Genomic DNA, 21,624 nt, shown 5'->3' with positions numbered 1-21,624 from the left:
CCCCGCGATCTTGCACTTTCTGTGGGCACAAAGCGCTATACAAGCCGCGAATCGGCAACCGAAAGTGCAAGATCCCCGGGGTTGGTGGGGCGGGGTCCGGGCAGGGCGTCGCTAGCCGTCCCCGTCGCCGGGAGCGCTGACCGGGTTGGACAGGGCTTCCCGCGCGGCCTGGAGGATCTCCTCCGACAGGGGTGTCTGACCCGTCGCGCGGGCCAGCGTCAGCGCACCGACCATCGTCGCGAGATCGACGAGCGCCATCCGGCGGGCCTCGGGCCCGTCTCGGCCGGGCGCGTCCTCGATGTCCGCCAATCGCCTGATGGTCTCCTGGACACCCACGGCGTACGACATGCGGAGCGGACTCTCGGCGGGTGACCGGGCGGCGTCGGCGGCCAGCGCGGTATTGGCACATCCCGTGCCGGGTGTGTCGCGATGCTCGGGTGACAGGTAGTGCCGCAGCAGCGCGTTCCGCGCTTCCGACCGGTCGGGGAAATCGTCGGAGAGTTGGTCCAGCAGGGCCAGGAGTTCGCCGAAGGCCGTCGCGGCGGCGATGCCCAACAACTCGTCCTTCGAGCTGAAGTGCTTGTAGAACCCGCCGTGGGTCAGCCCGGCGGCACCCATGACGTCCTGCACGCTCATGCCCGCCGCGCCGCGTTCACGCAGCAGCCTCGAGGTGGCGGCCACCACTTCCTCGCGGTGCCTCGCCGCTTCGGCACGGGACGTCCTGCCCATCGCGCCCCCTCTCACCAGTCGACCCCCCAACTATAGAGGACGACCCTAATCCAAAACTTGCCGCAGCTGCGAGCCTCGGATAGATTACGGGCGTCATCCAAAGTTCGAGGACTGGAGATCCCCATGAGCACCTACCTGATCAACCACCTGCGCATCCCCGGCGGCATCCCGAACGAGGCGGGGCTGTCGTACCTGGAGCAGGTCGAGGCCACCGTGCACCCGTACGGCGGCAAGTGGCTCGCCCAGGGCGACGTGGACGTGGTCGAGGGAGCCTGGCCCGGCTCCGTCGTCCTGATGGAGTTCCCCAGCCGCGCCGACGCCGAGAGGTGGTACAACTCGCCCGAGTACCAGGCGATCCTGCCGCTTCGGATGAACAACGCGATCTCGGACATCATCCTGGTCGACAGCCTGGCCGCGGACTTCACCGTCGCCGGCTTCGCCCAGCAGGTGCGCGCCGCGATCTCGGCAGCCTCCACCAACCGCTGAGGCTGCGCCCGGTCACGTCGGCCCCCGAGGGAGTGACCGGGGGCAACCAGCGGACGTGTGGAGAGAGCACGACGGCCCGGCTCGAAGCGAGCCGGGCCGCCACTGGATCCGGGGTCAGCCCCGACGGTCCAGCCAACGTTGCAGGGCCGAGAGCGGGTCCTGGTCCGGGGTGGGCTGCTGGCGCTCGGGGACGGCCGGGCGCTCCACCGGGCGGCGCGGCTCGCCGGCCAACTCCTTGCTGGGGGCGGTGAACGCCTTCTCCGGCTGACCCTTCACGGCGGTGGCGATGACCCGCGCGACCGCGTCGATCACCTTACTCTGCACCGCCGAACCCACCGAGTCGGTCGGGTCGTCGGGGTTGGCCGCGATGCCCGCGGCGGCCACCTGCGGGGTGAAGCCGACGAAGGTCTCGGTGGCGTTCTCCTCCGAGCTGCCCGTCTTACCGGCCACCGGCCGGCCGTCGAGGATGTCGTTCACACCGGTTGCGGTGCCGCCGTTGCACTGCCCGTACGGCGACTGCTGGCCCACGGGGCAGCGGGCCGCGTCGGTCGCGGCGCGCGCCACGTCGGCGTCGAGGACCTTTTTGCAGGACGGCTCGCCGACCGGCACCTTCGTGCCCTTCGCGTCGGTCACCGAGACCACCGGCACCGGCGTGCAGTAGGTGCCCTCGGCGGCCACCGTGGCGTACGCGTTGGCCAGGTCGAGGGGGGTGGTGGCGGCCACGCCGAGGGTGAACGACCCCCAGTTCGCGGCGTTGTTCTTGGCGAAGGCGGCATCGGTGTCGGCGCGGAACGTGATGCCGAGCCGCTGCGCCATCTCGACCACCTTGTCCTGGCCCACCTGCTCGGCCAGCCACACGAAGTAGGTGTTCACCGAACGGCCGAAGCCGTCCCACATCATCCGGTACCCGTCCATCCACGCCGGATTGGCGTTCGCCGGGCACCAGTGGCCGTCACAACTGCCCGGCCCCTCGGCCGGGTAGCGGGTGGGCAGCTTGGCGGGGGCGTCGAAGCCGGTGGAGAGCGTACGGCCCGACTCCAGCGCCGCGAGCATGGTGAAGAGCTTGAACGTCGAGCCCGCCTGGTACCCGTCGACGCTGGCCCCACCGGAGATCAGCGGGTTGACGGTGTTGGGGTAGTTGGCCTGCCCGGCCGGATTGTCGGCGAGGCTGTAGTGCCGGTTGACCGCCATGGCGAGCACCCGCCCCGTGCCGGGCTGAACGGCCGCGATCGGCAGGGCGCGCTTGTTGTCGTACCCGTAGACCTTGGTGGCCTGCTGCTGCGCGGTGGCCTGGATCTTCGGGTCGAGCGATGTGACGACGGTGTAGCCGCCCGAGCGCAGGGCCAGCTCGCGCTCGGCGGCGGTGGCGCCGAAGGCCGGTTGGGCCAGCCACCACTGGCGCAGGTAGTCGCAGAAGTAGCCCCAGTCGTCGTGGCCCTGGGCGACGGCGGTGCAGCCGTTGGGCTGTGCGGTGGGGTGCAGCGCCAGCGGCCCGGCCTTGGCCTGGGCGGCCTGCGCGGCGGTGATCGCGCCGGTGGCGACCATCGAGTCCAGCACGTACGAGCGGCGGGCGAGGGCCTGGTCCTTGTCGCCGCTGATCGGGCTGTACGCGTCCGGGGACTGCACCAGGCCGGCGAGCAGCGCCGACTCGGCGAGAGTCAACTGCGCCGGCGCCTTGCCGAAGTAGCGCTGGCTGGCCGCCGCGATCCCGTACGCCCCGGAGCCGAAGTAGGCGATGTTCAGGTACCGGCCGAGGATCTCGTCCTTGCCGAGGCTCTTGTCCAGCGCGCCCGCGTACCGGATCTCCTGGATCTTGCGACCGACGGTGGGGTCGGTCGCGGCGGCCCGCTCCTCGGCGGTGCGGGTGGGGTCGGTCTTGAGGACGTTACGGACGTACTGCATGGTCAGCGTCGAGCCGCCCTGCTCGGTGCCACCGCCCTTGACGTTGGCGACCAGCGCCCGGGCCAGGCCGCGCAGGTCCGCGCCACCGTGGTCGTAGAACCGCCGGTCCTCGGCCGCCACGATCGCCTGCCGCATGACCGGGGCGACGTCCGCCAACGCGACGTCCGTCCGGTTCACGTCGTAGAACGTGGTGAGCAGCGTCTTGCCGTCGTTGGCGTAGAGGTAGGAGCGCTGCGGCGTCGCCGGGGTGCGCAGCGCGTCGGGCAGCGCGGCGTACGAACTGAGAGCGGCGCGCGCGGTGAACCCGACCAGCAGGTTGCCCGGCAGCGCCGCGGCGGCCAGGACCAACCCGGCCAGCAGGCCGGTGAGCAGCACGGTGAACAGCCGCGACAGCGGCGAGCGGGGGGCGGCCATGCAACCCAGGATTGCCACAAATAACGCCAACCGACCACCCCCGAAGCCCAATTGTCAGCAACTTCACGGCACCCCACCAGCCCTTCCACAGCGGTGATCAAGAAGTTTGCGTCAGATTCAGGCCGATTCTTGACGCAAACCTCTTGATCACCGGGGCAGGAGGGCGGCGGCCCGGGGCGGCGAGGGCGGGTTAGGGGGTTGGGGGGGTGGAGAGGCTGGCGTTGGCAGCGTCGTCGGCGGTTTGGCGGGGCATCAGGCGGCCGCTGCGGTAGCCGATGCCGATGCCGGCGATCAGCACGAAGATCGCGCCGAACGTCTGGAGCGACCCGATCAGGGCGCCACCGAGGCCGAGCAGCGGCGCGGCGATGATCAGCATGACCCCGTCGCCGAGGCTGAAGGTGCCCGAGCGGGCCACCGCCCACCCGGTGAGGAACCACCCCACGCTGTAGAACGTCGCGCCGAGCAGGACCAGCGACCGCGCGGTGGTGCCGAAGACCGGCGTCTGCTCCTCGAAGCCGGCGAACGGCAGCATCAGCACCGTGCCGGCGATGCTGACCAGCAGCCCGGCGGCGGCCACCCGGCGGCTGCGGGTCGCGGCAAGCAGGCCGGTGAGGGCCAGCAGTGCGAGCAGGCCGAGCCAGACCGCCGCCACCCAGCCGATCAGGTACACCGCCTGGCCGTCCGCCGGATACGGGTCGTTGCCCACCCCGCCGTCGCTGGCCATCGCCACCGCGCCGTAGAGGATGGCGTACGCGGGCAGCAGCCACACCGCGGCCCGGGCGAACCGGCGTACCGACCAGGCCCAACTGGCGTTCGTGGCGGGGGCGAGCGGAGTGGGCTCGCCGACGAATGGCAGTACGCCGAAGCCGCCGCCGCTGCGCCGGGAGCCCAGCGGCGCGACCGGATCGTGCGCGCCGGGTACGGGGGCCGAGGACCACATCCGATTCGCCGGATCCTTCATGCGTCACCTCGCTCGTCCACGAGCGGTGCGAGACGCGCCGGGGCGCCCCGATTGCCTGGTCACCACCCGTCCTAGGACCGATCGTGGCAGGCGTCGGAGCGCCCCATGAGCCTTTCTCACATTTACCCGGCGACCGGCCGGCGTCCGGAACCCGGCCCGGCACGCGCCCGGCCAGTCGCGCTCACTCGACGCCGCCGGACGCGCAGACCCGGCGCTCGGTGCCGCGTGGCGGTCCGCGCCGCGCGGCCCGTGCAACGGGTCAGCCGCGCTCGCGCTGGTCCGTCGGGTCGTTGACCAGACTGTCCGGGGTGACCGGCTCCGGCGCGGGCAGGCCCTGCGGCTTGTTGCCGCCGGTGGCCTGCGCCTCGGCGACGCGTACCTCGTCGTGGATCTGCTGGGCGGCGGCGGCAGCAGCCTGCGCCGCCGCCGCGGCCTCGCGCTCGACCTGGCTCGCGTGGTCGGCGGCCTCCGGCGCGGGCACGTCCCCCACCATCTGGCTCAGCCCACCGAGTGCGCCACCCATGCCCTCCAGCGCCTTGGTCAGCTCGGCCGGAACGATCCAGACCTTGTTGGCGCTGCCCTGGGCGATCTGCGGCAGCGCCTGCAGGTACTGGTAGGCGAGGACCTTCTGGCTCGGGTTCGCCTGGTGGATCGCGTCGAACACCGTCCGGATCGCCTTCGCCTGGCCCTCGGCCTGCAGGATCCGGGCCTGCCGATCACCGTCGGCCCGCAGCACCGCGGATTGCTTCTCGCCCTCGGCGGTGAGGATCTGCGACTGCTTGTGCCCCTCGGCCGTGAGGATCGCGGCGCGACGGTCCCGCTCGGCGCGCATCTGCTTCTCCATCGAGTCGCGGATGCTGGCCGGCGGCTCGATCGCCTTGATCTCGACCCGGGTCACCTTGATGCCCCAGCGGCCGGTCGTCTCGTCCAGGACCCCGGAGAGGTGCCGGTTGATCTCGTCACGGCTGGTCAGCGCCCGCTCCAGGTCGAGCGAGCCGATCACGTTACGCAGCGTGGTAACCGTCAACTGCTCGATCGCCTGGAGGAAGCTGGAGATCTCGTACGTCGCCCGTACCGGGTCGACCACCTTGAAGTAGAGGACCGTGTCGATCGAGACCACCAGGTTGTCCGAGGTGATCACCGGCTGCGGCGGGAAGCTGACCACCTGCTCGCGCATGTCGACCTTGGTACGGACCGCGTCGATGAACGGCACCAGCAGGTTGAGACCGGGGCTGAGGGTGCGCTTGTACTTGCCGAGCCGTTCCACCACGTCATGGCGCTGCTGCGGCACGATCCGTACCGCCTTGGCCAGCGTTATCACGGCGATCAGCGCCACCGCGATCACCAGCACCCCGAGTATCGTCATCCCGTTCACCCTCTCGCTTCCGGCAGCTCGCCGGCGGAAGAAACGTCGTCCTGCCACACCAGGGCGGTCGCGCCCCGGACCTTTATCACCCGAACCCGTTGACCGGGCTCGAAAGCCTGCGTCGTGTCGTACGACCGGGCCGTCCACAGCTCACCGTCGATCTTGACGAGCCCGTGGTCGGCGTCCACCCGCTCCAGCACCAGCGCCGTGGAGCCCTCGATCGCCTCCACGCCGAACGGCTGTTCGCCGCTCTCCAGCGCGGACCGGCCGTGCCGCTTGATCACCGGTCGGACCACGACCAGGCTCAGCGCGGACACCACCGCGAAGACGAGCGCCTGCACGGCGACCGGCGCACCCAGGGCCGCAGCACCCGCGGCGGCGAACGCGCCGGCCCCGAACATGATCAGAAACAGGGTCGTCGTGAAAATCTCGGCGACCGCCAGCACCACACCCAGAACGATCCACACCACCGCGTCCACACCACGATCGTGACACGCAAATGCTCGCGCGGCCTCCCCGCGAAGATCAGTAGGCTCGGCGAGGCCCACCCGGCGGCGGCCCGACCCGAGGAGAACCGTTGACCCTGCTACCCGAGACCGCCCGACAGATCGACGCGCGGGTCGCCCAGGCACAGGCCGACGGCCACGTCCCGTCGCTGGTCCTGGGCGTGGTCCGCGACGGCGCGCTGGCGCACCTGGCCGTCTCCGGCGAACACCCGCACCCGGACGTCGACCTGCAGTACCGGGTGGGTTCGATCAGCAAGACGATGACCGCCACCCTGATCATGCAGTTGCGCGACGCCGGCCGACTGGCTCTCGACGACCGGCTGGAGCAGCACCTGCCGGGCACCGGCCTCGGCACGCTCACCCTGCGCCAACTCCTCGGGCACGCCAGCGGGATCCAGCGCGAACCCGAGGGCGACTGGTGGGAGCGAAACGAAGGCGTCGACCTACCGACCCTGCTCGCCGGGGTCACCGCCGACAAGATCGCTTACTCCCCGCACACCACGTACCACTACTCCAACCTGGCGTACGGGCTGCTCGGCGGGGTGCTCGAACGACTCACCGGGACGCCCTGGGCAGACCTGCTCGACCAGCGGATCCTCACCCCGCTGGGCCTGCGCCGCACCACCTACGCGGCGACCGAGCCGTACGCCCGCGGTTACGTCGTCCACCCCTGGCACCACACGTTGCGGGAGGAGCCGCGCACCGACACCGGCGCGATGGCCCCGGCCGGGCAGCTCTGGTCGACGATCGAGGACCTGGGCCGCTGGGCCGCGTTCCTGGCCGACCCCGACCCGTCGGTGCTGGCCGCCGAGACGCTGACCGAGATGTGTGCCCCCGTGGTGATCAGCGACCTCGACTCCTGGACCGGCGGGCACGGCCTGGGATTGGAGCTCTACCGCGACGGCGAGCGCGTGTACGTCGGGCACGGCGGCTCGATGCCCGGGTACGTGGCCGCCCTCGTGGTGCACCGGGCCAGCCGTACCGCCGTGGTCGGCTTCGCCAACTCGTACGGCTTCCCGATCACCACACTCGGCCGTCGGCTGTTGACCACGGTGCTGGATGCCGAGCCGGCGTTCCCGCGCCCGTGGCGTCCGACCACCGCCGCGCCCGACGCCGAGGTGGCCGAGCTGACCGGTCGCTGGTGGTGGATGGGCACCTCGCTGGACCTGAGCTGGGACGCGGGTGAGCTGGTGGCTCATGTACGCGGTGAGCGGGTCAGCCGGTTCACCGCCGAGGGGACGGACCGCTGGCGGGGCCGCTCCGGTCCGGAGGACGGCGAGATCCTGTCGGTGCTGCGCGACGACGACGGACGGCCGACGGCGATCGACATCGCCACGTTCGTCTTCACGCGCAGCCCGGACGAGGCCCCCTGACCCGCCGCCCGGCCTTGGACGCCCGGTGGGGGGTCACGGCGGACCCGGCGGTCACGCCGGCTCGGTGACGAAGTCGATCAGACGCTCCATGGCGTTGATCAACGGAGTCTCGACGTCGGCGAAGCTGTTCACCCGGGACAGGATGTGCCGCCACATGTCGGCCGGCTCCGCCACCCCGAGAGCCGCGCAGACGCCCTCCTTCCACGGCCGGCCCGGGGGCACCACCGGCCAGGCCGCGATGCCCAGCGCCGCCGGCTTCACCGCCTGCCACACGTCGACGTACGGATGCCCGGTCACCAGCACGTACGGCGAGGTCACCCGGGCCACGATGCGGCTCTCCTTGCTGCCCGGCACCAGGTGGTCGACGAGCACGCCCAGTCGTCGGGTCGGACCGGCTACGAAGTCGCGCACCGCCGCGTCCAGGTCGTCGATGCCGTCCAGTGGCTCCACGACCACACCCTCGATCCGCAGGTCGTCGCCCCAGATGCGCTCGACCAGCGCGGCGTCGTGGATGCCCTCGACCCAGATCCGGCTGGCCTTGGCGACCTGGGCGCGGACGTTGTCCACCGCCACCGAACCGGACGCGGTCCGCCGGCGGGCCGCCGGCACCACAGCGCGGGTCGGGCGGCGCAGCGTCACCGGACGGCCGTCGAGCAGGAACGCCGCCGGCAGCAGCGGGAAGTTGCGCCGTTTACCGTGCCGGTCCTCCAACACCACCGCGCCGGCCTCGAAACCCACCACCGCGCCGCAGAAGCCGGAGTCGGCGTCCTCCACCACGAGATCCGCTTCGGCGTCCACCTCGGGGGTGACCTTCCGTCGCCGCCAGTCCCCCGCCAGCACGTCCTCGCCGTATCGCCCCGCCATGTAGATCACGCTAACCCGCCCTCCCCCAACCCCCTCCCCCGACACACCGGCCCCCACCCCACCCCACTCCCGCCGCGCCCTGCCCCACCGCGCCCCGCCCCACCGCGCCCCGCCCCACCGCGTCGATCATGGAGTTGTGGTGGTGCACGAAGCGCTACCAACCGCCAGCAATCAGGCACCACAACTCCATGATCGACGCGATCGGACGGCGGGGTGGGGGCGGGGCGGGGGCGGGGCGGGGCGCGACCGGGGGTGGGGTGGGGGCAGGGTGGGCAGGGGGGCATGGGGTGGGGCGAAGGGGGCAGTTCGGGGCAGGCAGGGCGGCCGGAGCGGCAGCCGAGACAGGGCCACCGATCACCACGTACCCTTTCGGCATGTCCACCCCCGCAACGGGCGCGGCCACGCTTGCGCCGCGCCGGTCGAGCCGGTTCGTTGCCTGGGTGCGCGCGTGGCGCGCCGGGTTGGTGCCGTACGACGAGGTCGCCGACTCCATCGCCGGTGACGAGGAGCATCTCGTCGCGGACGCCCCGGGCACCTGGACCGACGTCCCGTTGGGTGCCGCGCTGCCCACCCTGGCCAAGCTGTCGCCCGACGAGATCCGGCTGGTGCTGCCCGCGCCGGGTGACCCGAGGGGTCTGCCCGGCCCCGGCGACTTCGCCGGAGCGGCGCTGGTGGCGGGCGAGGCGGTGGTGGCCGGTGGGCTGGGCCTGATCCCGCAGGTACGCAGCCACACCTCCGGCTCCGGGGACTGTTTCGAGACGGTGTTGTGGCGGGTCTACCCGCTGCCGGCCGACGCGCCGGCCGCCTCGCTGTCGCTGCCCGGGGCCGCCGAGGCGGAGGCCGAGTTGGCCGCCGCGCTGGCCGAGACGACCGCCGTGCTGACCCGGCTCGACGTGGCCCAGTGGCGGCCCGAGCTGGCCGGTGCGCTGGCCGCTCTGCGCCGCCCCGACGGCACCACCGATCTGCCACCGGGGTTCGACCCGCGGGCGCGCCGGCTGTTCGCCCGGGCGGCGGTGCTCGACCGGGTGCTGGCGTTGGCCGGGCACGCCGCCCCGGGCGGCGCGATCAACAACTACGAGGCCCAGCAGCGCGACGCCGCGCTCCGCCCGCTCACCGCAGCCTGCCGCCAGGCCCTGGTGGCCGCCTGCAACGCCCCCCTGCGCCCCTGAAGACCCCCGCGCACCGCACCGAGACACCGCACCCCGACCACCGCGCCGATCTTGCACTTTCTGCTGCGACCTAAAGGGCGTAACGCCCCATCCCGACGACAGTAAGTGCAAGATCGACGAGAGCGGGGCGCACGGGCGGGGTCAGACCTCGTCGATCAGGTCGGCGACCGAGTTGACGATGCGGGACGGGCGGTACGGGTAGCGCTCGGCCTCGGTACGGCTGCTGATGCCGGTGAGCACCAGGATGGTCTCCAGCCCGGCCTCCAGACCGCAGAGGACGTCGGTGTCCATCCGGTCGCCGATCATCGCGGTGGTCTCCGAGTGCGCGTTGATCGTGTTCAGCGCCGATCGCATCATCATCGGGTTGGGCTTGCCGACGAAGTACGGCTCCACCCCGGTGGCCTTGGAGATCATGGCGGCGACCGAGCCGGCGGCCGGCAACGCCCCCTCGACGGACGGGCCGGTCACGTCCGGGTTGGTGCAGATGAACCGCGCCCCGTCGTTGATCAGCCGGATCGCCTTGGTGATCGCCTCGAAGCTGTAGGTGCGGGTCTCGCCGAGCACCACGTAGTCCGGGGCGAAGTCGGTGAGCACGTACCCGACGGCGTGCAGCGCGGTGGTCAACCCGGCTTCGCCGATGACGTACGCGGTGCCGCCCGGCCGCTGGTCGGCGAGGAACTGGCCGGTGGCCAGCGCCGAGGACCAGATCGACTCCTCGGGCACGTCCAGCCCCATCCGGCTCAACCGGGCCGTCAGGTCGCGCGGCGTGTAGATCGAGTTGTTGGTCAGCACCAGGAACGGCTTGCCGGAGGCGCGCAGCCGGTTGACGAACTCCGGCGCTCCGGGCACCGGCTGGCCCTCGTGCACCAGCACGCCGTCCATGTCGGTGAGCCAGCTCTGCACGGGCTTGCGGTCATGCATCGGTGCCCCCAGCAGGCGTCGGTCGGCGGGTCGGTACACAGCAGACGGTCGGGCAGGTGTCCCACATCGGCAGGTCCCCGAGGCGGCGGCGCAGCTGCGCGCCGTCCGGATCGGTGCGCTCGGTGACCAACTCCCGGACCATGGTCACTAAGCGCGGGTCGGTGCCCGGGGTGCCGGCCCGGACGAAGTCGAGGCCGAGCTGCTTGGCGGTCTCCAGGGCCTCGGTGTCCAGGTCCCACACGACTTCCAGGTGGTCCGAGACGAACCCGATCGGGCTGACCACCACGCCGGTGACACCGCCCTCGGCGAGCGCGTTGAGGTGATCGTTGATGTCGGGTTCCAGCCACGGCACGTGCGGTGGGCCGGACCGGCTCTGCCACACCAGGTCGTACGCCAGGTCGGGGGCGGCGGCCGCGGCCACCAGGCGGGCGGCCTCGCGTAGCTGCGCCTCGTAGCGGCCGCCGTGCGGGCCGGCGTTGGCCGCCATCGAGGTGGGGACGGAGTGGGCGGTGAACACCAGTCGGGTGGTGGCCCGCTTCGCGGGGTCGAGCTGGGCGAGGGCCGCCCGGACCGCGTCGACGTGGGGCTCGACGAACCCGGGGTGGTCCCAGAACTGTCGCAGCTTCTCGATCACCGGCGCGTCGGGTCCGACGGCGGCGCGGGCGGCCGCGATGTCCTCCTGGTACTGCCGGCAGGACGAGTAGCCGCCGTACGCGCTGGTGACGAAGGCCAGCGCCCGGGTCACGCCGTCGTCGCGCATCTGGCTGACGGTGTCGGCGAGCATCGGGTCCCAGTTGCGGTTGCCCCAGTAGACGGGCAGGTCGACACCGTGCGCGGCGAAGTCGGCGCGGACGGCGGCGAGCAGGTCACGGCACTGCTGGTTGATCGGGGACACCCCGCCGAAGTGCTGGTAGTGCTCGGCGACCTCGGCGAGCCGCTCGGGTGGCACCCCCCGGCCACGGGTCACGTTCTGCAGGAACGGCATCACGTCCTCGGGCCGTTCGGGCCCGCCGAAGGACACCAGCACCACCGCGTCGTACGCCATGGGGGTCATTCTGGTACCTCGCCCACGACGGCGCGGCGACGCCCCCTGGTCCGGACGCGCAGATCACGCGCGCGGCACCCGAGGGCGTCGCCGATGAGAGCGTCAGGCGCCGATGGCGTGGTAGCCGCCGTCGACGTGCACGATCTCGCCGGTGGTGGCCGGGAACCAGTCGGAGAGCAGCGCCAGGCAGGCCCGCGCGGCGGGCTCCTGGTCGGTGAGGTTCCAGCCGAGCGGGGCGCGCTCGCTCCAGGCGGTCTCGAACTGGTCGAAGCCGGGGATCGACTTGGCGGCGATGGTGCGCAGCGGCCCGGCGGCGACGAGGTTGCTGCGGATGCCCTGCTTGCCCAGGTGCAGGGCCAGGTAGCGGGAGGCGGACTCCAGGCCGGCCTTGGCGACGCCCATCCAGTCGTAGACCGGCCACGCCTTGGTGGCGTCGAAGGTCAGACCGACCACCGCGCCGCCGGACGACATCAGCGGCAGCGCCGCCATCGCGAGGGACTTGTACGAGTAGGTCGACACGTGCAGGGCGGTCGCCACGTCCTCCCACGGCGCGTCGAGGAAGCCACCGCCGAGGCAGCTCTGCGGGGCGAAGCCGATCGAGTGCACCACGCCGTCGAGCCCGTCGACGTGCTCGCGGACCCGGTCGGCGAGGCTGGCCAGGTGCTCGGCGTTGGTCACGTCGACCTCGATCACCGGCGCGGGCTCGGGCAGCCGCTTGGCGATCCGCTCGACCAGGGAGAGCCGGCCGAAACCGGTGAGCACGACCTGAGCGCCGTTCTCCTGGGCGAGTTTCGCCACCGAGAAGGCGATCGAGGCGTCGGTGATGACACCGGTGACGAGCAGCCGCTTACCGGCGAGCAGTCCGGACATGCAGGGTTTCCTCCGTAGTCAGAGAAGGTCAGTGGCCCATGCCGAGGCCGCCGTCGACCGGGATCACGGCCCCGGAGACGTACCCGGCGCCGTCCGAGGCCAGCCAGGTGACCACGGCGGCCACCTCGTCGGGGCTGGCCATCCGGCCGGCCGGGATGGACTTGCGGATTTCCGCCTTGCGGTCGTCGGACAGGCCGGCGGTCATGTCGGTGTCGATGAAGCCGGGCGCCACCACGTTCGCGGTGATGTTGCGGCTGCCCAGCTCGCGGGTGACCGAGCGGGCGACGCCGACCAGGCCGGCCTTGCTGGCGGCGTAGTTGACCTGACCGGCGCCGCCGGAGAGGCCCACCACCGAGGAGATGAAGATCATGCGGCCCCACTTGGCCCGCAGCATCTTGCCGGAGGCGCGCTTGGCGACCCGGAACGCGCCGGTGAGGTTGGTGTCCACCACATTGGTGAACTGCTCCTCGGACATCCGCAGCAGCAGCGTGTCGTCGGTCATGCCGGCGTTGGCGACCACCACCTCGACCGGGCCCAGCTCGGCCTCGACAGCGGTGAACGCGGCGTCGATCGAGGCCGCGTCGGTGACGTCGGCGCGTACGCCGAACAGCCCCTCGGGGGCCTCGCCGCTGCGGTGGGTGACCGCCACCCGGTCGCCCTGCTTGGCGAAGGCCTGCGCGATGGCCAGGCCGATTCCCCGGTTGCCGCCGGTCACCAGCACGGTACGGGCCACGGTTCCTCCTTGCGACTGCTCAGCATGGACGCGTCGGAGCCTAGGCGTTACCCGCAAGTAAGCGCTAACGGGTGTGGCGTCCCACCCTGGTACGACGTGGGGATCAACCTGCGGGGGCACGCCTGGTGGCACCCACGGCCCGTAGCCTCCTGGTGGTGAACCGGCAACCTGTCGTCGTGGCTCTGGGGGCGCTGGGGCAGACCCTGTGGGGCCGGGACGCCCCACCCGGTCGACCGTTGCTGGCCCGTTGGCCCCGGCTGGCCCGGGCCGCCGCCCCGATCGGGCTGCTCGCCGCGCTCGGCCTCTTCTGGATCACGCTGAGCGTGGAGCTGGACCTGGGCCTGCCGACGCCGGTCGCGGTGCTGTTCGCGGCGATGACCGTGGCGCCGCTACTGGCGCTGCCCCGGCGTCCGTTGCTGGCCTGGCGGTTGACCGTGCTGGCCCTGCTGGTGTGCACGTTCAACGCGCCGGCCGAGCAGCCCGGTCCGTGGACGGCACCCCTGGCGCTGGGGTCGATCGTGGTGGTCGCGCTGACCGTCGCGCGGGTCGACCGGCCGGTGCTGGCCTGGGTGGTGGTGATCACGGCGATACCGGTGCTCACTTTGGTACGACCGCAGGACCGGCCCGCCGTCCTGGCGCTGCTCGGCGCGCTGGCGATCGTCGGTGACCTGATCCGGCGCAACCGGTTGTCCCGCCGGGCGCTCGCGGCACAGACCGAACTGAGCGAGCGGGAGCAGGAGCGCCGCGCGGTGTTGGAGGAACGCACCCGGATCGCCCGTGAGCTGCACGACGTGGTCGCGCACCACATGTCGCTGATCGCCGTGCAGGCCGAGACCGCGCCGTACCGCCTCGACGACGTGCCCGCCCCGGCCGCCGCCGAGTTCGTCGCCATCGCCGGCTCGGCCCGCGACGCGCTGACCGACATGCGGCGGCTGTTGGGGGTGCTGCGCAGCGAGGCCAGCGGGCCGCAGACCGCTCCGCAGCCCGACCTGGCCGACCTGGGCGCGATGGTGGACGCGGCCCGTCGGGCCGGGCTGGCCCTGACCCTGGACGCCGAGCCGTCGGGTCCGGTGCCCACGCCGGTCGGGCTGGCCGCGTACCGCATCGTCCAGGAGGGCCTGGCGAACGCGGCCCGGCACGCGCCCGGCGCCGCGGTGCGCGTCACCGTCCGCTCCGGTCCGTCCGCTCTGGGAGTACGCGTCGACAACTCCCCGCCCGACGCCCCGCCGACCGCCTTTGCGCGCGACGTCCCACCGGCCGCCGACGGCGGGGCGGGGCACGGGTTGACCGGCATGCGGGAGCGCGCCACCTCGCTCGGCGGTACGTTCACCGCCGGGCCGCTACCCGACGGCGGGTACGCGGTGGCGGCCGAACTGCCGTACGAGGTGGGGAGCCTGAACACATGATCAAGGTGCTGATCGTCGACGACCAGGCGATGGTCCGGCAGGGCTTCGGCGCGCTGCTCGCCGCCCAGCCCGACCTGCTGGTGGTGGGCGACGCCGCCGACGGCGCGCAGGGGGTCGCCGCCGCCCGTCGGCTCGACCCGGACGTGGTGCTGATGGACGTGCGGATGCCGGTCCTGGACGGGCTGGCCGCCACCCGTCAACTGTTGGGCGACCGCTCGGCGCAGCGCCCCCGGGTGCTCATCCTCACGACGTTCGACCTGGACGACTACGTGTACGAGGCGCTGCGCGCCGGCGCGAGCGGCTTCCTGCTCAAGGACGCGCCCGCGGCCGACCTGGTGCAGGCGGTGCGGGTGGTGGCCGCCGGGGACGCGCTGCTCGCCCCGGCGGTGACCCGTCGACTGATCGCCGAGTTCGCGGCCCGCCCGGACCGCCGTCGGCCCCGCCCCACCGACCTGGCCGGGCTGACCCCGCGCGAGACCGAGGTGCTGCGGTTGATCGCCCGGGGCCGCAACAACACGGAGATCGCCGCCGATCTGGTGGTGGCGGAGCAGACCGTCAAGACGCACGTCGGGCGCATCCTGGCCAAGCTCGGCCTGCGCGACCGCGCCCAGGCCGTGGTGCTGGCGTACGAGACGGGTCTGGTCGCCGCCGGCGAGTAGCGCCTCGGAGCCACCCGGGAGACAGCTCCCCGGTACGACGACCGCGACCCGTTCGCCCCCGCACTCTTCCCTTCCGGACGCCATTCGGGAGGAAGAACGTGGTGCGACGACGAGGTGTCACACGTGTCGCTCTGAGCGCGTTGCTCGGGGCGAACCTGGTCCTGCCCGGCCCACCGGAGCCGGTCGCGGAGGTGGGGTTCGTCGAGGCGTACCCGGGCACGGCGGCGGCGATGCGCGCGGCCGGCCCCCCGTACGCGGACTGGGCGGCGGACGGCCGCCGTTTCCTGGCCTTCGACCCGCGCGGCGACGGGCGGCCGGTGGAGGTCCTCGGCGACCTGGCGGGCGCGGACCGGATCGCGGTGCTCGTGCCGGGGGTGGGCAGTACGCTCGCCGACTTCGACCGCGGACTGGGCGGGGTGCCGCGGCGGGCGCCGTCGGTGCAGGCGGGGCAGCTGTACGGGCAGGTCCGGTCGAGCGACCCCACGGCGCGGGTGGCCGTGCTGGCCTGGCTCGGCTACGACCCGCCCGACGGGTTGGTGGGCGCGGCCAGCGACGCCGACGGCGCTGGCGGTCACCCAGGTCGGGCTGGGTCTGCTGGCCCGGGCCGGGTGGGAACGGCTGGTGGACCGGCCCCTCGCGGGCCGGGCGGTGGCCGCGGTGAACAGCGACGCCGTGCGGATCTACCTGTGGCACCAGCCGGTGCTGGTCGCGGTGACCGCGCTCACCGCTCGGGGTGGCCTGGCCCTGCCCGGACTGCACACGACGCCGGACGGTCCGGGGTGGGTGCTGGCCCGGTTCTGCTGGTTGCCGCTGCTCGCCACGGTGCTGGTCACGGTGGTACGTGGCGGGCGCGGGAGCGGCTCGACGCCGCGTCCGGCCGGGCCGGGCCGGCCGCGCGGTGGAGCGCTCGCGGACCGGTCGGCCGAGTGCGTGCCGAGAGCGGCTCAGGTGTACGATCATCGACGTTCGGACCGGGCCGACCTGCAGGAGGTGATCGCTGTGCGAGATAGCGATCCTCCCAGTCGTGGCCGGGCCGATGGTCAGCCCCGCTGAGCCACGACTCAGTCTGGCGAGCTGACCCCGCTCCGCTCCCGCACCACCTCGGCCAACGCCGTGGTGCGTGTCGCCCCGTCCGGTCACCGGACGGACGCCGGGAGCCGCCCGGTCACGACTTCGTGTGCGCGTCCCCACCCCCTGCGGTCCGCCCCCGCTCGCGGACCGTCCAGCCGCCACTCGGAGCCGTCCATGAGCCGCTACGTCGCCCCGCTGGGCTTCACCCTCGCCGCCGTCTGGGTGGCCGTCGTCTTCGTCCTGGCCGGCGGCGGTCACTGACCACCACCGGCCGTTCGTCGGCCGCTCGTTTCGCTGTCCCGGCCGTCGACCGCCCCGGCGCTTGGGCTGTCGGTCGCTCCGGCCGGCGGTCAGATCATCCGTGACGACCAGAGCAGGCTGAGCGCGCCGGCGCAGAGCGCCAGCAGCAGCGCCAGCCCGGCGTACCACTGGGTCACCTCGCGCGGCTCGGTCCGGAAACCGATCGAACTGCCCATGTCCTGGTAGACCTGCTTCAGCTCGCTCACCGAGGCCGCCTCGTAGAAGTAACCCTCGGTCGTCTCGGCCAACTCGGCGAGGGCCAGCCGGTCCACCGGCACCCGTTGGAGCTGCCCGCCGATGTCGACCTGACCCGTGTCGGTGCCGAACGCGATGGTGGAGACCGGCACGTTGGCCGCCTGCGCGGAGGCCGCCGCCTCCTCCACCGACCGACCCGAGGTGCGGAACCCGTCCGACAACAGCACGATGCGCGCCGGCGGGATACCCGCCGCGCCGTCGGCCGGCACCGACCGGATCGCCTCCAGGCAGGTGAACACCGCCTCACCCGTGGCGGTCGCCTCGGCCAGCACCAGCCCGTCGATCGCGGCGGTCACCGCGTCCCGGTCCTTGCCCGGCGGCACCAGCACGTTCGCCGCCTTGGCGAACGAGACGAGACCCAGGTTGTAGCTCGCCGGCAACTCGGCCACGAACTGCTTGGCCGCCTCCTGCGCGGCCTCCAACCGGTTCGGCGCCACGTCGTCGGCCTGCATCGACAGCGACACGTCGATGGCGAGCATCACGGTCGCCCGCTCCAACGGCTCCTTCGTGTCGATCGCGGGGCGAGCCAGGGCCGTGGCGAGCACCAGCAGACAGAGCAGGAACGCGGTCGCCGGCACGTGCCGCCGCCAACCCAGGCCCTTGGGCGCGACGGTACGCAGCAGGTCCACGTTGGTGAACCGCATCGCGTACGCCCGGCGGTGCAGTTGCCGCCAGACGTAGAACGCGGCGAGCGCGAGCACCGGCAGCACGGCCAGCAACCACCACGGTTGCAGAAAACGGATCATCGTGTCGTCCCCCGGGTACGCGCGTGCCGCTGCGCGGCCACGAAACGCACCATGTCCAGCAGCCAGTCTCGGTCCGTACGCAGACGCAGGTGGGCCGCGCCGGCACCGCGCAGCGCGGCGGCGATCGTGGCCCGTTGAGCGGCGGCGGCCTCGGCGTAGCGCTGCCGCAGCCGAGGGTCGGCGGTCTGCACCTCGTGCAACTCACCGCTCTCCGGGTCGACCACCGGAAGCACCCCCACGTCGGGCAGCTCCAGTTCGCGCGGGTCGACCACCTCGATCGCCAACACGTCGTGCCGGACGCGGAGCTTGCGCATCGGCCGGGCCCACTGCTCGGCCGGCGCCAGGAAGTCCGAGACCACCACGGCCACCCCGCGCCGCCGGGGCGGGCGGTTGAGCATGTCGATCAGCGCGCCCAGGTCACCCCGACCGGGCTGAATCGCCGTGCCGGCGACGGCACGCAGCAGTCCTTGCGCCTCCTTGCGGCCGGAGCGGGCCGGCAGGCGGGTCAGCACGCCCGGACCGGCCGGAGGCGGGCCAGCCCGCCAACGCCGCACGGGTGTGGACGTGCCGCCACCGGTGCCGATCACCGCGCCGATCCGGTTGCCGCCACGCACGGTCAGGTGGGTGATGGCGGCCGCGGCGGCCACCACCACCTCCCGCTTGAGCCACTGCCCCGTGCCGAAGTCCAGGCTGGCCGAGAGGTCCAGCGCCAACCAGGTCTCCAACTCCCGGTCCGCGACCGTGCGCCGCACATGCGCGGTCGTGGTCCGAGCGGTCACCGGCCAGTCCATCCGGCGTACGTCGTCACCGGGGCGGTACTCCCGCGACTCCCCCGCCTCGCTGCCCGGCCCGGGGAGCAGACCGGCGTAGTCGCCCTGGAGCAGACCGTCGAGCTTGCGGGTGACCAGCAACTGGAGTCGGGAGAGCACGGCCTCGCTGCGGTCACCCAGAGGGGCGGGACGAGGGGTGGGTGAGGTCACGGCCGCTGCCCGGGCCAGCCCGCGCCGGGTGGTGGGGCGCTCGACGGCGGGGTGGCCTGCTGCCGGGGCGCGACCGACGGAAGCGGAATCGTCGACATCACCCGCTGCACGATGTGGTCGGCCGGCACGTCGTCGGCGAGCGCGTCGTAGCTGAGCACCAGGCGGTGCCGCAGGATGTCCGGGGCGATGTCCTGGACGTCCTGCGGCAGGGCATAGTCCCGTCCCCGCAGCAGCGCCAGCGCGCGGGTGGCCCGGACCAGACCGAGCGAGGCGCGCGGACTCGCCCCGTACTGGATCAGTTGGGCGACGTCCGGCATGCCGTGCTCGGCGGGCGTACGGGTGGCCAGCACCAGGCGAACCGCGTAGTCGACGAGCGCGTTGTGCACGAAGACCTGGTCGGCCTTGCGCTGCAGCGCGATCAACTCGGGGGTGTCGAAGACCGCCGTCGGTTCCGGCGCGGCCACGCCCATCCGGTAGACGATCTCCCGCTCTTCGGCATCGGTCGGATAGCCCACGACGATCTTCATGAGGAAGCGGTCCCGCTGAGCCTCCGGCAGCGGGTAGACACCCTCCTGCTCGATCGGGTTCTGGGTGGCCATCACGAGGAACGGGTCGGGCACCCGGTGGGTCTCACCGCCGATGGACACCTGCCGCTCGCTCATCACCTCCAGCAGCGCCGACTGCACCTTGGCCGGAGCACGGTTGATCTCGTCGGCGAGCAGGAAGTTGACGAAGACCGGGCCCAACTCCACGTCGAACTTCTCGCTCGACTGCCGGTAGATCCGCGTACCCATGATGTCGGCCGGCACCAGGTCGGGGGTGAACTGCACCCGGGCGAAGGACCCGCCGACGACCTTGGCGAGGGTCTCCACGGCCAGGGTCTTGGCCACGCCGGGCACACCCTCGATCAGGCAGTGACCGCGCGCGAGCAGCGCGACGAACATCCGCTCGACCATCCGGTCCTGGCCGACGATCACCCGTTTGATCTCGAACAACGCCTTCTCCAACAGGGTGGCGTCCTGTGCGGGCGTGGTCACCGGGGCGGGCGCCTGTGGTGCCGCCCCGTTGGGCGTCGGGGCGTCGGGCGTGGTCGGCTGGGCCACCGGTCCTCCACAGCGTTGGTCGGTCGTCGCGGCTGGTGCGGTATCAAGACTCGCATGCCTTCCTGAGTGTCGAGGTGGGGAGAAGCCGATTTTCGCCACGCGGTTCCGCGCATCGAATCGCGCGTCACGGGTGGACAGGGACCGGGCCGCCGCGTGTACGATTCATCCCGTCGCCGGGCGGCTCCCCCCGTGGCCGCCCGGCGCTCAAACTTCCTCCCCGGCCGCCCTAGACTGGCCCGGATGAACGTCCCCACCCCCGCCGACGAGGCCCTGGTCTGTTCGGCCCGAGGCTGCCGCGCCCCCGCCGTCTGGGCGCTGGAGTGGAACAATCCCCGCCTGCACACCGCCGATCGGCGCAAGACCTGGCTGGCCTGCGCCGAGCACCGGGACTCTCTCGGAGCGTTCCTGGACGCCCGTGGCTTTCTCCGTACCGTCACTCCGGTGTCCGGATCGCCTACCCTCGACGTGTGAGCGAGCGATGAGGCACAGCAGCGCGGCGGCGCGGGGCGCGTGGAACGGGTCTGGTCGATGAGCCCGGAGGACCGCGCCGACCCACCGGCCTCCCCTGGCCCCACCGCCCCGTCACCACCGACCTCCCCGGCGGCGGCACTGCCCGGCATCGCGCCGCCGCCCGGCGCGTTCCCGGCGCCCGGCACGCTCGGCCCGGACCCGTCCCCGCCGGACGCCTCGTCGCCGGCCCCGCTGCCGCCGAACGCCGTACCGCCGTCGGCCGGTCACGCCGCCCTCTCGCCCCCGCCCGACCTGCCGGCCCCTGGCCTCCTGCCACCTCCCGGCGTTTCGGCGGCTCCCGGCGTTTCGGCGGCTCCTGGCACCGTGTCGACTCCCGGCCCTTCTGCGGCTCCCGGCCTTTCGGCGGCTGGGCACGCCTCCGCGACGTCGGACCGTGGCCCGTTGGAGCCGTGGCCCGACGCCGTACGGTGGCAGCCGATCTCGACCGACCTGATCTGGGTGGAGTTGATCCGACTCGCGATCGTGGTGGCCATCGGCCTGGCCGTGACGGCAGTCGGCTGGGCGCTGAGCGGTCACTGGCTGTTCGGACTCGCCCTCGCCGTCGTGCTGGTGCTCGGCGGGTGGCGGGCGACGGCCATCGTCCGGGCGGTACGCGCCTGGGGCTACGCCGAGCGCGACGACGACCTGCTCGTGCGGCACGGACTGCTGGTCCGACGGTTGTCCATCGTCCCGTACTCCCGCATGCAGTTCGTCGACGTGAGCGCCGGCCCACTGGAACGCGCCTTCGACCTGGCCACCGTGCAGTTGCACACGGCGGCGGCCGCCAGTGACGCGCGGGTGCCCGGCCTACGTCCGGCGGAGGCGTCCCGACTGCGCGACCGACTCACCGCGCTCGGTGAGGACCGGGCGGAGGGGCTGTGACCGCCCGCGCCGGCGACCGCCGACGCCACCGGGCGCTGGCCCCATGAGCGAGAGCCCCGTCGAGCCCGGCACCGTGCCGCCACCTCCCGACAGCGACACGCCCCCTGCCGGCCCGCCACACGTTGGAGTGCCGCCGCACGTAGGTGGCCCGCCGCCGCACGTTGGTATGCCGCCGCACCCTGCGGGGTCCCCGGGTGGCGGCGGGACGCCGTATCCCGCTACGCCGTACTCGGCCGGGACGCCGTACTCGGCCGGACCGCCGTACTCGGCCGGACCGCCGTACTCGGCCGGACCGCCGTACTCGGCCGGACCGCCGTACTCGGCCGGACCGCCGTACTCGGCCGGACCGCCGTACTCGGCCGGACCGCCGTAC

General features: G+C 72.8%; 21 protein-coding genes and 2 pseudogenes. 10 read left to right on the top strand and 13 right to left on the bottom strand.

All coding sequences use genetic code 11. The features are described from left to right. Positions 1–111 precede the first annotated feature (111 nt). Positions 112–729, bottom strand: a complete 618-nt coding sequence (locus tag ACLQ25_RS28435; protein WP_425733827.1) for a TetR/AcrR family transcriptional regulator — start codon at positions 727–729, stop codon at positions 112–114. 123 nt (positions 730–852) lie between these two features. On the opposite strand from ACLQ25_RS28435, the gene ACLQ25_RS28430 reads away from it, so the two are divergent. Then, positions 853–1,215: a DUF1330 domain-containing protein gene (locus ACLQ25_RS28430; protein WP_425733826.1), complete on the top strand. Its 363-nt coding sequence runs from the start codon at positions 853–855 to the stop codon at positions 1,213–1,215. A gap of 114 nt (positions 1,216–1,329) precedes the next feature. Here the strand turns inward: ACLQ25_RS28430 and ACLQ25_RS28425 are convergent, their stop codons facing one another. From ACLQ25_RS28425 to ACLQ25_RS28410, 4 genes are all read right to left on the bottom strand, one after another. Beyond that, positions 1,330–3,531, bottom strand: a complete 2,202-nt coding sequence (locus ACLQ25_RS28425) for a transglycosylase domain-containing protein (protein WP_425733825.1) — start codon at positions 3,529–3,531, stop codon at positions 1,330–1,332. Between the two features lie 190 nt (positions 3,532–3,721). After that, entirely contained in the window at positions 3,722–4,492 is a 771-nt protein-coding gene (locus tag ACLQ25_RS28420) for a hypothetical protein (RefSeq protein WP_425733824.1), read from the bottom strand. Positions 4,493–4,751: 259 nt separating this feature from the next. Next, positions 4,752–5,858, bottom strand: a complete 1,107-nt coding sequence (locus tag ACLQ25_RS28415) for an SPFH domain-containing protein (RefSeq protein WP_396804533.1) — start codon at positions 5,856–5,858, stop codon at positions 4,752–4,754. A gap of 5 nt (positions 5,859–5,863) precedes the next feature. After that, positions 5,864–6,337, bottom strand: coding sequence for an NfeD family protein (locus ACLQ25_RS28410; protein WP_425733823.1), 474 nt, complete (start codon positions 6,335–6,337; stop codon positions 5,864–5,866). A gap of 98 nt (positions 6,338–6,435) precedes the next feature. On the opposite strand from ACLQ25_RS28410, the gene ACLQ25_RS28405 reads away from it, so the two are divergent. Then, positions 6,436–7,737, top strand: coding sequence for a serine hydrolase domain-containing protein (locus ACLQ25_RS28405; protein ID WP_425733822.1), 1,302 nt, complete (start codon positions 6,436–6,438; stop codon positions 7,735–7,737). Between the two features lie 51 nt (positions 7,738–7,788). Here the strand turns inward: ACLQ25_RS28405 and ACLQ25_RS28400 are convergent, their stop codons facing one another. Further along, on the bottom strand, positions 7,789–8,601 hold the full coding sequence (locus ACLQ25_RS28400) for a DUF3097 domain-containing protein (protein ID WP_425733821.1): 813 nt from the start codon (positions 8,599–8,601) through the stop codon (positions 7,789–7,791). Between the two features lie 374 nt (positions 8,602–8,975). On the opposite strand from ACLQ25_RS28400, the gene ACLQ25_RS28395 reads away from it, so the two are divergent. Further along, the gene (locus ACLQ25_RS28395; RefSeq protein ID WP_425733820.1) at positions 8,976–9,770 is read left to right on the top strand and encodes a hypothetical protein; all 795 of its coding nucleotides are present in this window, start codon (positions 8,976–8,978) and stop codon (positions 9,768–9,770) included. A 141-nt stretch (positions 9,771–9,911) separates the two neighbouring features. Here ACLQ25_RS28395 and ACLQ25_RS28390 read toward each other — a convergent pair whose 3' ends face one another. The 4 genes from ACLQ25_RS28390 to fabG form a co-directional block, all read right to left on the bottom strand. Then, a complete protein-coding gene (locus ACLQ25_RS28390; protein WP_355052728.1) occupies positions 9,912–10,691 on the bottom strand; it encodes an HAD-IIA family hydrolase in 780 nt (259 codons plus the stop codon). Next, positions 10,684–11,736 carry a ferrochelatase gene (locus ACLQ25_RS28385; protein WP_425733819.1) on the bottom strand — a complete coding sequence of 351 codons (1,053 nt, stop codon included), beginning with the start codon at positions 11,734–11,736 and terminating at the stop codon, positions 10,684–10,686. The genes ACLQ25_RS28390 and ACLQ25_RS28385 overlap by 8 nt, the downstream gene beginning before the upstream one ends. 102 nt (positions 11,737–11,838) lie before the next feature. Beyond that, positions 11,839–12,606: an enoyl-ACP reductase FabI gene (fabI, locus tag ACLQ25_RS28380; RefSeq protein ID WP_355052726.1), complete on the bottom strand. Its 768-nt coding sequence runs from the start codon at positions 12,604–12,606 to the stop codon at positions 11,839–11,841. 28 nt (positions 12,607–12,634) lie between these two features. Further along, positions 12,635–13,339, bottom strand: a complete 705-nt coding sequence (fabG, locus tag ACLQ25_RS28375; RefSeq protein ID WP_355052725.1) for a 3-oxoacyl-ACP reductase FabG — start codon at positions 13,337–13,339, stop codon at positions 12,635–12,637. A 155-nt stretch (positions 13,340–13,494) separates the two neighbouring features. Between fabG and ACLQ25_RS28370 the strand changes: the two genes are divergently transcribed. From ACLQ25_RS28370 to ACLQ25_RS28355, 4 genes and pseudogenes are all read left to right on the top strand, one after another. Continuing rightward, entirely contained in the window at positions 13,495–14,745 is a 1,251-nt protein-coding gene (locus ACLQ25_RS28370; RefSeq protein WP_425733818.1) for a sensor histidine kinase, read from the top strand. Further along, positions 14,742–15,404, top strand: a complete 663-nt coding sequence (locus tag ACLQ25_RS28365; protein ID WP_355052723.1) for a response regulator transcription factor — start codon at positions 14,742–14,744, stop codon at positions 15,402–15,404. The genes ACLQ25_RS28370 and ACLQ25_RS28365 overlap by 4 nt, the downstream gene beginning before the upstream one ends. Before the next feature lie 230 nt (positions 15,405–15,634). Further along, positions 15,635–15,946: pseudogene (locus tag ACLQ25_RS28360) on the top strand (alpha/beta hydrolase); the annotation flags it as partial. Positions 15,947–16,025: 79 nt separating this feature from the next. Continuing rightward, complete coding sequence (locus ACLQ25_RS28355) at positions 16,026–16,457, top strand: hypothetical protein (protein ID WP_425733836.1); 432 nt, start codon at positions 16,026–16,028, stop codon at positions 16,455–16,457. A gap of 368 nt (positions 16,458–16,825) precedes the next feature. Here the strand turns inward: ACLQ25_RS28355 and ACLQ25_RS28350 are convergent, their stop codons facing one another. The 3 genes from ACLQ25_RS28350 to ACLQ25_RS28340 are packed head-to-tail and all read right to left on the bottom strand — an operon-like array spanning position 16,826 to position 19,859. Beyond that, positions 16,826–17,776 carry a VWA domain-containing protein gene (locus ACLQ25_RS28350; protein ID WP_425733817.1) on the bottom strand — a complete coding sequence of 317 codons (951 nt, stop codon included), beginning with the start codon at positions 17,774–17,776 and terminating at the stop codon, positions 16,826–16,828. Beyond that, entirely contained in the window at positions 17,773–18,774 is a 1,002-nt protein-coding gene (locus ACLQ25_RS28345) for a DUF58 domain-containing protein (protein WP_425733835.1), read from the bottom strand. Before ACLQ25_RS28345 ends, ACLQ25_RS28350 begins: the two co-directional genes overlap by 4 nt. Further along, positions 18,753–19,859 carry an AAA family ATPase gene (locus tag ACLQ25_RS28340; protein WP_425733816.1) on the bottom strand — a complete coding sequence of 369 codons (1,107 nt, stop codon included), beginning with the start codon at positions 19,857–19,859 and terminating at the stop codon, positions 18,753–18,755. Before ACLQ25_RS28340 ends, ACLQ25_RS28345 begins: the two co-directional genes overlap by 22 nt. 240 nt (positions 19,860–20,099) lie before the next feature. Between ACLQ25_RS28340 and ACLQ25_RS28335 the strand changes: the two genes are divergently transcribed. From ACLQ25_RS28335 to ACLQ25_RS28325, 3 genes and pseudogenes are all read left to right on the top strand, one after another. Then, entirely contained in the window at positions 20,100–20,330 is a 231-nt protein-coding gene (locus ACLQ25_RS28335) for a hypothetical protein (protein WP_425733815.1), read from the top strand. Positions 20,331–20,771: 441 nt separating this feature from the next. Beyond that, positions 20,772–21,251, top strand: coding sequence for a PH domain-containing protein (locus tag ACLQ25_RS28330; RefSeq protein ID WP_425733834.1), 480 nt, complete (start codon positions 20,772–20,774; stop codon positions 21,249–21,251). A 43-nt stretch (positions 21,252–21,294) separates the two neighbouring features. After that, positions 21,295–21,624: pseudogene (locus ACLQ25_RS28325) on the top strand (hypothetical protein); the annotation flags it as partial.

The organism is Micromonospora sp. DT44 (assembly GCF_049841635.1).
In the GTDB taxonomy this organism is placed as follows: Bacteria; Actinomycetota; Actinomycetes; order Mycobacteriales; family Micromonosporaceae; genus Micromonospora.
Note: the sequence above shows the minus strand (reverse complement) of the source record. Positions and strands in the feature narration are given on the sequence as shown.

Excerpts from the sequence above, each read along its gene's own strand:
- ACLQ25_RS28435 (WP_425733827.1), bottom strand. The coding sequence starts at position 729 with ATGGGCAGGACGTCCCGTGCCGAAGCGGCGAGGCACCGCGAGGAAGTG.
- ACLQ25_RS28430 (WP_425733826.1), top strand. The coding sequence starts at position 853 with ATGAGCACCTACCTGATCAACCACCTGCGCATCCCCGGCGGCATCCCG.
- ACLQ25_RS28425 (WP_425733825.1), bottom strand. The coding sequence starts at position 3,531 with ATGGCCGCCCCCCGCTCGCCGCTGTCGCGGCTGTTCACCGTGCTGCTC.
- ACLQ25_RS28420 (WP_425733824.1), bottom strand. The coding sequence starts at position 4,492 with ATGAAGGATCCGGCGAATCGGATGTGGTCCTCGGCCCCCGTACCCGGC.
- ACLQ25_RS28415 (WP_396804533.1), bottom strand. The coding sequence starts at position 5,858 with ATGACGATACTCGGGGTGCTGGTGATCGCGGTGGCGCTGATCGCCGTG.
- ACLQ25_RS28400 (WP_425733821.1), bottom strand. The coding sequence starts at position 8,601 with ATGGCGGGGCGATACGGCGAGGACGTGCTGGCGGGGGACTGGCGGCGA.
- ACLQ25_RS28395 (WP_425733820.1), top strand. The coding sequence starts at position 8,976 with ATGTCCACCCCCGCAACGGGCGCGGCCACGCTTGCGCCGCGCCGGTCG.
- ACLQ25_RS28390 (WP_355052728.1), bottom strand. The coding sequence starts at position 10,691 with ATGCATGACCGCAAGCCCGTGCAGAGCTGGCTCACCGACATGGACGGC.
- ACLQ25_RS28385 (WP_425733819.1), bottom strand. The coding sequence starts at position 11,736 with ATGGCGTACGACGCGGTGGTGCTGGTGTCCTTCGGCGGGCCCGAACGG.
- fabI (WP_355052726.1), bottom strand. The coding sequence starts at position 12,606 with ATGTCCGGACTGCTCGCCGGTAAGCGGCTGCTCGTCACCGGTGTCATC.
- ACLQ25_RS28365 (WP_355052723.1), top strand. The coding sequence starts at position 14,742 with ATGATCAAGGTGCTGATCGTCGACGACCAGGCGATGGTCCGGCAGGGC.
- ACLQ25_RS28350 (WP_425733817.1), bottom strand. The coding sequence starts at position 17,776 with ATGATCCGTTTTCTGCAACCGTGGTGGTTGCTGGCCGTGCTGCCGGTG.
- ACLQ25_RS28335 (WP_425733815.1), top strand. The coding sequence starts at position 20,100 with ATGAACGTCCCCACCCCCGCCGACGAGGCCCTGGTCTGTTCGGCCCGA.